This window comes from Candidatus Abawacabacteria bacterium, from assembly GCA_016207805.1.
Taxonomy (GTDB): domain Bacteria; phylum Patescibacteriota; class Gracilibacteria; order RBG-16-42-10; family RBG-16-42-10; genus JACQZO01.
Genome location: JACQZO010000025.1, coordinates 55,239 through 62,733, shown reverse-complemented (window position 1 = coordinate 62,733; position 7,495 = coordinate 55,239). Strand labels below are relative to the sequence as shown.

Annotated in this window: 6 protein-coding genes and 1 tRNA gene; 4 read left to right on the top strand and 3 right to left on the bottom strand. The window is 39.1% G+C overall.

The window, feature by feature from the left end:
- Nucleotides 1–159 precede the first annotated feature (159 nt).
- A complete protein-coding gene (locus HY817_05645; protein MBI4836709.1) occupies nt 160–1,935 on the bottom strand; it encodes an ABC transporter ATP-binding protein in 1,776 nt (591 codons plus the stop codon).
- A 100-nt stretch (nt 1,936–2,035) separates the two neighbouring features.
- On the opposite strand from HY817_05645, the gene HY817_05640 reads away from it, so the two are divergent.
- The 3 genes from HY817_05640 (at nt 2,036) to HY817_05630 (ending at nt 5,002) form a co-directional block, all read left to right on the top strand.
- On the top strand, nt 2,036–2,449 hold the full coding sequence (locus HY817_05640; GenBank protein MBI4836708.1) for an NUDIX hydrolase: 414 nt from the start codon (nt 2,036–2,038) through the stop codon (nt 2,447–2,449).
- Nucleotides 2,450–2,520: 71 nt separating this feature from the next.
- Nucleotides 2,521–3,897, top strand: coding sequence for a 23S rRNA (uracil(1939)-C(5))-methyltransferase RlmD (rlmD, locus tag HY817_05635; protein MBI4836707.1), 1,377 nt, complete (start codon nt 2,521–2,523; stop codon nt 3,895–3,897).
- 106 nt (nt 3,898–4,003) lie between these two features.
- Complete coding sequence (locus tag HY817_05630; GenBank protein ID MBI4836706.1) at nt 4,004–5,002, top strand: hypothetical protein; 999 nt, start codon at nt 4,004–4,006, stop codon at nt 5,000–5,002.
- 35 nt (nt 5,003–5,037) lie between these two features.
- On the opposite strand, the gene HY817_05625 is transcribed toward HY817_05630, so the two are convergent.
- Complete coding sequence (locus HY817_05625) at nt 5,038–5,400, bottom strand: four helix bundle protein (protein ID MBI4836705.1); 363 nt, start codon at nt 5,398–5,400, stop codon at nt 5,038–5,040.
- A 124-nt stretch (nt 5,401–5,524) separates the two neighbouring features.
- Between HY817_05625 and HY817_05620 the strand changes: the two genes are divergently transcribed.
- Nucleotides 5,525–5,599 (top strand) — tRNA-Glu (locus tag HY817_05620).
- Nucleotides 5,600–5,714: 115 nt separating this feature from the next.
- Here HY817_05620 and HY817_05615 read toward each other — a convergent pair.
- Complete coding sequence (locus tag HY817_05615; GenBank protein ID MBI4836704.1) at nt 5,715–7,448, bottom strand: S-layer homology domain-containing protein; 1,734 nt, start codon at nt 7,446–7,448, stop codon at nt 5,715–5,717.
- Nucleotides 7,449–7,495 lie beyond the last annotated feature (47 nt).

The following is a 7,495-nucleotide window of genomic DNA, read 5'->3' as shown; positions in this document are numbered from 1 at the left end:
TGAACGTATTTTTTCCCTCATCAAACATGACCGTCTCTATGTCAAACGAACACCTTTGACAATATAGTTAGTCTTATCCTCCCCTCATACCTTCTCCCTTAGAAGAAGTAATTTTTACGGTGCTCGAAGGATCAGGATAAGTATAAGAAAGACCATATGTTAAGCACTACTAGATTCTACCTTGAGATGTATTGAATTGTATTTTGACCATAATGCTTGAAACTCAGGAGAAGATTGACGCAAGCTTGCCAATGTACCTGAAGCTACAATTTTACCTGCTTTAAAGAAATAGATTTCATCGAAAAGTGATAATAAGTGTAAACGATGGATAGAAGCAATAATTGTTTTGCCCTTGAAGGCTTTGAAAATATTTTCATAAATATACAGCTCATTTTTGGTATCTACTGAACTGGTTGCCTCGTCTAAAAGAACCATGGCTTTATCTTCACTCGCCATAAGCCCACGAGCCAAAGCTAAACGTTGTTTTTCACCACCACTGAGATTCACGCCTTTTTCGAATATATTGGATTCTAAACCATGAGGTAAGCGACTAATCACATCCGTAAAGCAGGCCATATCAGTAAACCTTTTAATATGGCTAGCACTATGATTCACACCTACTGTGATATTCTCGCTAATAGTAGTAGAGAATATTTCGGGATCTTGAGGAATAAGGGCAATATCAGGACTCAAGGATTGAAAGTGACCGGGAAGCAATTTGTTATCCAGATATACTTCTCCCCGTTGAGGCTTATATAATTCTCTAATCACTTTCAGAAAAGTTGTTTTCCCACTGCCACTTGCTCCAATGAAAGCGACTTTTTGACCACGACGAATTACAAGTGAAATATTATTCAAGTGAAGACGTGCCTGCTCAGCAGTGTTGTAAGAAAATTGCAAATTATTAATCTTTAACTCCCGCCATGCTGCATTCAATGAAATAGATTTGCTACTTTTGTTTTTACTGAAGTCATTAGCAATTTCCTCTGCATTCATGACTGCAGACTTTTGCTGGACAATATCGCTATACATGTACGCGAAACGATAGAATAATTCGCTCATTCTACTCACATAGCCATACAGAGCATATACGGTACCAATTAAAACACCGCCACCAATATTGCTGTAAAAGTACACCCCCATTACCAAGACAATCATTGTCGTACTACTCAGTGCCACAAAGAACCATTTAACTTCATTCACCACATTGTTTTCCATAAACAGCTTCAAGGGCTCCATAATCTTCTTATAGAGAGCCGATGAGACCAGTCTTTCTATGCGCAAAATAATTACAGTGGTGATATTGCTGATAATATCAAAGACCTTTTCAGAAATTTTATTCTCTGCCCGATAAAGTGTTTTATATTGACCAACTAGAACTTCATCAAAGCGCAAGATTAGCAATATAGTCAGTGTCACCATACATGCTGCGATAAAACCAGCATTCAAATTAAAGTAACTTAGTGCTATTAAAGAACTAATTAAACTAGTTATTGTTTCTATCAATTGAAAAGTATCCCCCGAATAACGATACAGTGCTGATGTCCCCTTCTCCACCTTATCAATGGTATCGCCCGAGTGATGATCAGTATGCCATTCCATTGGGAAAGCCAGCACCCCATTTAGTAAATACTTTTTATAATTAGCCCGGACAATGAAAGCATTCTTATTTTCAACAACTCGTGCGATTCCGTGAAAAAGCCAAAAGCCAGGAGTGAGGGCAAAAAATAAAGCTAAATATTTTACCAAAGTAGCAATACTACTAGTAGTAATACCTTGTTCTTGAATGATATTAAGCATTTTTGCTATGACTAAAGGCTCTAAAAAATGAAAGCCGTTAGCAATAATAAAAAACACCAAATAGAGCACAACATTATGCCTATTTCCTTGGGCGTATTTCCAGAGTTTCTGAGTGAGGTATACAACAGGATTCATACAATTACTTGAGCAACATTTAATACGAATAAAGCAGGCACAGTATAACAAGAATAGTAAAAGTAAACGTGCTACTATCAAGCCATATAAGAATATTACTATGAATTGTCGTGTGATCGTTTCAGCTGTTATCGAAAAAGATAATAAGATCCTAATGGGTTCGAAACCGAAAGATATTGGTCCCTATCCTAATACCTTACACATTCCCGGAGGCGGCGTTGAATTGGGCGCAGAATCATTAATGACTGCTGTCAAAAGAGAAGTATTTGAAGAAACTGGACTGGAGATAGACAATGTCCAAAGAATAAATTTCAATGAAGACTTCACGCCCAATCATAATGGTATAATGACTCATTATATTTTTCTGGTCTACCATGCCCAGTACAAGAGTGGTGAACTAAAAACTCCTGATAGTGAATTTCGTACTTTAGGGTGGTATCCTAAAGAGTCATTGAAAAGTTTAGCCCTTGCAGCCCCCTCAATAGAACTATTCAAAAGTATGGGATGGCTATAAACATATCCTTTTGTCGCTTAAGCTTGTAAGCTCTTTTCTAATAGATATATAGTAGCCACGAATTTATTTTTATGAAAAAGGGCGAAATTATTGATTGTGATATTGAGAAATTAGTATTTGGGGGGATGGGTATAGCTACCATTGATGGTTTGAAAGTCTTCATAGCCGAAACTGTTCCTGGCGATAGAGCCAAAGTAAGAATTACGAAGAAAAAGGCGCATTATGCTGAAGGAAAATTATTAGAGATTATTCGACCATCGGTCAAAAGAACCATACCGTTTTGTCGCCATTTTGGCATATGTGGTGGTTGTACTTGGCAATTCTTATCTTATCCTGATCAACTCACATATAAAGAAGCTATAGTCAAAGAAAGCTTGGAGCATATTGGCGACTTACAAAACATCGACTTAAAACCAATAGTGGGTTGCGCAATGGTCAAAGAGTATCGAAATAAAATGGAATTCAGTTTTGCTTATGATGAACAGGGCAAAGCTGATATTGGTCTCCACCCAAAAGGTTTTCATTATGATGTTTTCACACTCATTGAATGCTATCTCCCTTCTCCCCAATATACCCAGTTGGTACTAAAAATTCGCGAATGGCTACAAACTTTTAACATCTCCATTTATCAACCACGTACCGACTCAGGCCTATTGAAAACAGTGGTGATAAGGAATAATCAAAAGCAAGAACTTTTAATTAATTTCATTACCACAAAAGGCGCTATGCCTCACAGCAATGAACTTTTAGCAGCAATAAAAGATAGTAATGTCATTAGTTTATTTCAGACTGAGATTCATGCTCGCAAAGGTAAACCAACCACTAGAAAAGTGACACTCATTTGGGGTAAAGACTACTTATCTGAGGAGCTCAGTTTAGGAAAACCATGGGGTAATTTGCGTTTCAATATTTATCCTGAAGCCTTCTTTCAGCCTAACCCACAACAAGCACAAAAGCTCTATGCATTAGCACTCGATGCAGCCAACATACAGAGTTCTGATACGGTTTTGGACCTTTATTGTGGCACTGGCACTTTAGGCCTTTTCGCTAGTCGTAGGGCAAAGCATGTGATTGGTGTCGACAATGTGCCTGATGCCATCAAAAGTGCTCAAGCCAATGCCCAACAAAATAACATTAGTAATATAGAGTTGCACACAGGCGACGCTGCTCAGATATTGAGTCAAATCTCGATCACACCAACCATTGCCATTATCGATCCCCCTAGAGCAGGCATGATGCCAGAAACTATTGAGCTGCTAACTAAGCTGCCTTTGCAAAGATTAGTTTACATTTCTTGTAATCCAACCACTCAAGCAAGAGATATAAAATTATTACAAGAACACGGCTATGTATTTCAATATGCCCAGCCAGTAGATATGTTTCCTCATACGTATCATATTGAAAATATTGCAGTATTAAGGAAAATGTCTGCTACTATTTCACTTTAAGATTGTGCAATATTACAAAGACTTAGCAAGGAATTCTTTTCTTATGCTGCCACAGCAGATAGTAATTCCGGTATAATTGTTAGACGTTTAAAACACATATAAAACTATGCTCGATTTTGTTATTACTATTGGACCAGCCACACGCGATATTAATATGTTGCGTGAATTGGTAAAAACGGGTGCCACTATTTTTCGGCTCAACTTTTCTCATAATGTTCATGAATGGTATGATAATTTATTTTCTGATCTAACTACTATCAAGGATGAATTCCCTCATATCAAAGTGCTAGCCGATATTTCTGGTCCATCATTACGCATTATCACTCCTGAACAAAAAGAAATTGTCGCTATCAAGGGAATGTTCTTGGTATTTGATGAAAATGATAACAATAGTTGCACTTTTACTCTGCCCGGAGTGATCAGCCAATTACCAGTAGGCTCCAATATTATTTTCGGTGAAGGCTATGGACGAGCTGAAGTGATAGGAAATACTGGCACAAAGGCGACTATTAAGTTTTTGGAAGATTTTGTGATTAAGCATCGCATGCATCTTCATACTACCGCTCATATTCAGACCGCGGCGCTAACGGAAAAAGACTGGCTTGATCTCCATTATGTCCAAAACAAACCTATTGATATGGTGGCCCTTTCATTTGTCCAAGATCGCGCCCCTATTGATGAAGTAAGAAACTTCTTTACTAAAGCTGGGCATATGTTACCTATCGTAAGTAAAATTGAAACTCAGGCAGCAATGGATAATCTTGATGAACTCGTACAAGCAAGTGATTGGTTAATGGTAGCTAGAGGAGATTTGGCTCTGGAGGCTGAACTAACCGAATTACCAAAGAATCAAGAAAGAATTATTCAAGCAGGAAAGAAGTCGAACAAACCAGTGATAGTCGCTACACAAATGTTGTATTCAATGGTAAATAATCCTATGCCTAGTCGCGCTGAAATCAATGATATTGCTTTGGCAGTGAGACAAGGTGCCAGTGGAGTGATGTTGTCAGACGAAACCACGACCGGAAAGTTTCCTTTACAAGCAGTGCACTATTTGAAAGTTGTCGCTGAAGCACAGATGAAAAGAATGGAGAGTGAAGAGTGAAGAGTGAAGAATGGAGAGTGGAGAATGAAATGATGTTAGAGTTGAGACATTTTGGTAATTAGACCGGACATCATCTGGCTTATTTGATGTAGCTTGGTATACAAAATCATATAGTTTGTATCTTCTATTTTCCCTTCAAGCCGAATAATTCTTATAATTGCCACGCACTCATGAATTGAGCCACGAGTAATCACATAAAAGTTCTTTTTATCTTTCTTGCTGTATTTGCCAGCCCCTTCAGCTAAGTTCAGCAAAATACTGGAAGAAGCTCTTTGCAATTGAGATCGGATTTCGGGAACAATTTTATAATTTCTGAGACAACTACCAAGCACAGCCAGATAGAACTCTTCTGCTAAGAGATATACTGGAAAACCTTCAAATGTAAATATGCCTTTCAATTAATTAAAGAAACAGTAGCAAATATATTATGAAATTTTTCTTTTCCCTTTAATTCTCCATTCTACATTCTTCACTCTCCATTCTTTACATTCTTGCCCTGCTTCATTATAGTTGGCGGCGCGTGGGGCCATCGTCTAGTGGTTAGGACGCCAGGTTTTCATCCTGGCAACGGGGGTTCGATTCCCCCTGGCCCTACCACGATTCCGCTTACGGAATCGCTTATTCTTATACTTGGTATTATTCTATCTTGAGCTATTTAAACGTGCCCGAAAAATACGTTAGAAAACGTATATATAAAAAGCCCTGGAAGATGTTACCGACTAGTCTCAGCACAACTACTCATTGCTAGCTCATTTGCATATGTCTTTCCCTCGGCCATAGTTGGCGAGAAACAGAAATCTTGAAAATCAGTCCAAAACCGTTCACCAATTTCGGGAACAAATGCTTGTTGAAGATCTATTAAGAGTTGTCCGCTAAACGATGTCCAAGTAGCCCAGGGTGAGCCATTTTCATCAATACGCGTACGTAGGCGGTCTCGTTCTTCTTTGCGACGGAAACGACTCTCGATACGATGAATCATATCTAAGCCATAGAGCTGCTCAATACGTTGCCAGAAGCAATCACCAGAATTGTAGATACTGAGTAAACTATCAGATCTGTATAAGTATTCATAATTAAAAAACTGGCCATTTATTTCATATCCTCCTTGGCGACAAACCATTGATTGAGGGTGGCCTCGGTCTTGAACATAATTTGCTAACCCTTCATCGAGAAAGCCATAGAGATTCAGTGTCCAGTTGAAACGATGAGTAATTTCATGTCCACCAACTATGCTATCCCAAGCCGCATTTGGTAGGTAACCGGTTTGTGGGCCTTCAAGACGAATTGTTTGCAGATAATGCTCACGAGTACCTGCAGTCCAAATCATCGGATAGCCATCTTCTTCTAAACCACAACATTCGCCGGTAGTACGATAATTCAGAATATGTTCCTCTTTAATACTATTCGGCAAAGCATATGGATCATAGCCTAGCGTGCGACGTACACCAGCATAGGCCTGGCGCAATTGATAGAGAAGAATGCGACCATATTCTTCGGCATCAGGGCTATTATCAGGAAGAGTAATTTGAAACTTCTCACTGATTAAAATTAACTTACCATCATTAGCAACACGGCGTTGATACCCGGGAATATCAAGAGCACGAGCTCGGGTACGCCAATCGACACCAATACAATTTTCTGGACGGCAGCTCGCACTAAGAGTAGGAGTGGCAGGTGCTGGCGTAGGTGTTGGGGTAGGATTCAACGGGTCTATAATCGGCCTGACAGATGGTGACGCAATCGGAACTGTGGTTTCTGTCTCTTCATCATCGGAAGATAGGGATCTCGGCGGATCGCGACCAACACGATTGGTTATATCGGGATGCTGAAATACATAATCACTCAACTTAACAATAATTTTACTCATTTCTGCTCTCGTAAGACCTATATGAGGATGAAAGCTACCACTACTATTCACCACACCCATACTGGCGGCTGTACTAACATAAGGGGCATACCAACTATCAGCCTCAATATCATTAAAGGTTGAGCCATTACCTTGCACCACAATCTCATAGACACCTAAAAGTATTTTCAATGCTTCGGCACGAGTAACAAAATCATTAGGATGAAACACTCGCCTTTGCGCACAACCAGAAGAAGTACCTTGCACGGCACCACGACTATACAGAGTCTGAATATATTGATTACTCCAATCATTTAAAGCAACATCACAAAAAGTATTCGCCGGAGACGCTAAAGTAAGGACCCTTTGGTATTCAGCAATTTTACTTGCCATCTTAGCAAGTTCTGCTCGAGTAATCGGACGATAGGGAAAAAAGTTTGCATTATTAGCAATAATTCCTGCTGCTGCTAATTGATAGGTGTAAGGATAAAACCAATCATTACTACGGACGTCTTGAAAAGTAGCAGCTCGGGTGGCAGGGATTAGAGCAAGAAGCAAAGAAACAGAAATGATAAGTGCAGATACTTTTTTTAAAGACATAGGTAGTAGTCAGACAGAAACAAACTAGCAAAAACACCTGAAGACTG

Bases quoted from the DNA above. Each gene is read 5' to 3' on its own strand.
- HY817_05645 (MBI4836709.1), bottom strand. From the start codon at position 1,935: ATGAATCCTGTTGTATACCTCACTCAGAAACTCTGGAAATACGCCCAA.
- HY817_05640 (MBI4836708.1), top strand. From the start codon at position 2,036: ATGAATTGTCGTGTGATCGTTTCAGCTGTTATCGAAAAAGATAATAAG.
- rlmD (MBI4836707.1), top strand. From the start codon at position 2,521: ATGAAAAAGGGCGAAATTATTGATTGTGATATTGAGAAATTAGTATTT.
- HY817_05630 (MBI4836706.1), top strand. From the start codon at position 4,004: ATGCTCGATTTTGTTATTACTATTGGACCAGCCACACGCGATATTAAT.
- HY817_05615 (MBI4836704.1), bottom strand. From the start codon at position 7,448: ATGTCTTTAAAAAAAGTATCTGCACTTATCATTTCTGTTTCTTTGCTT.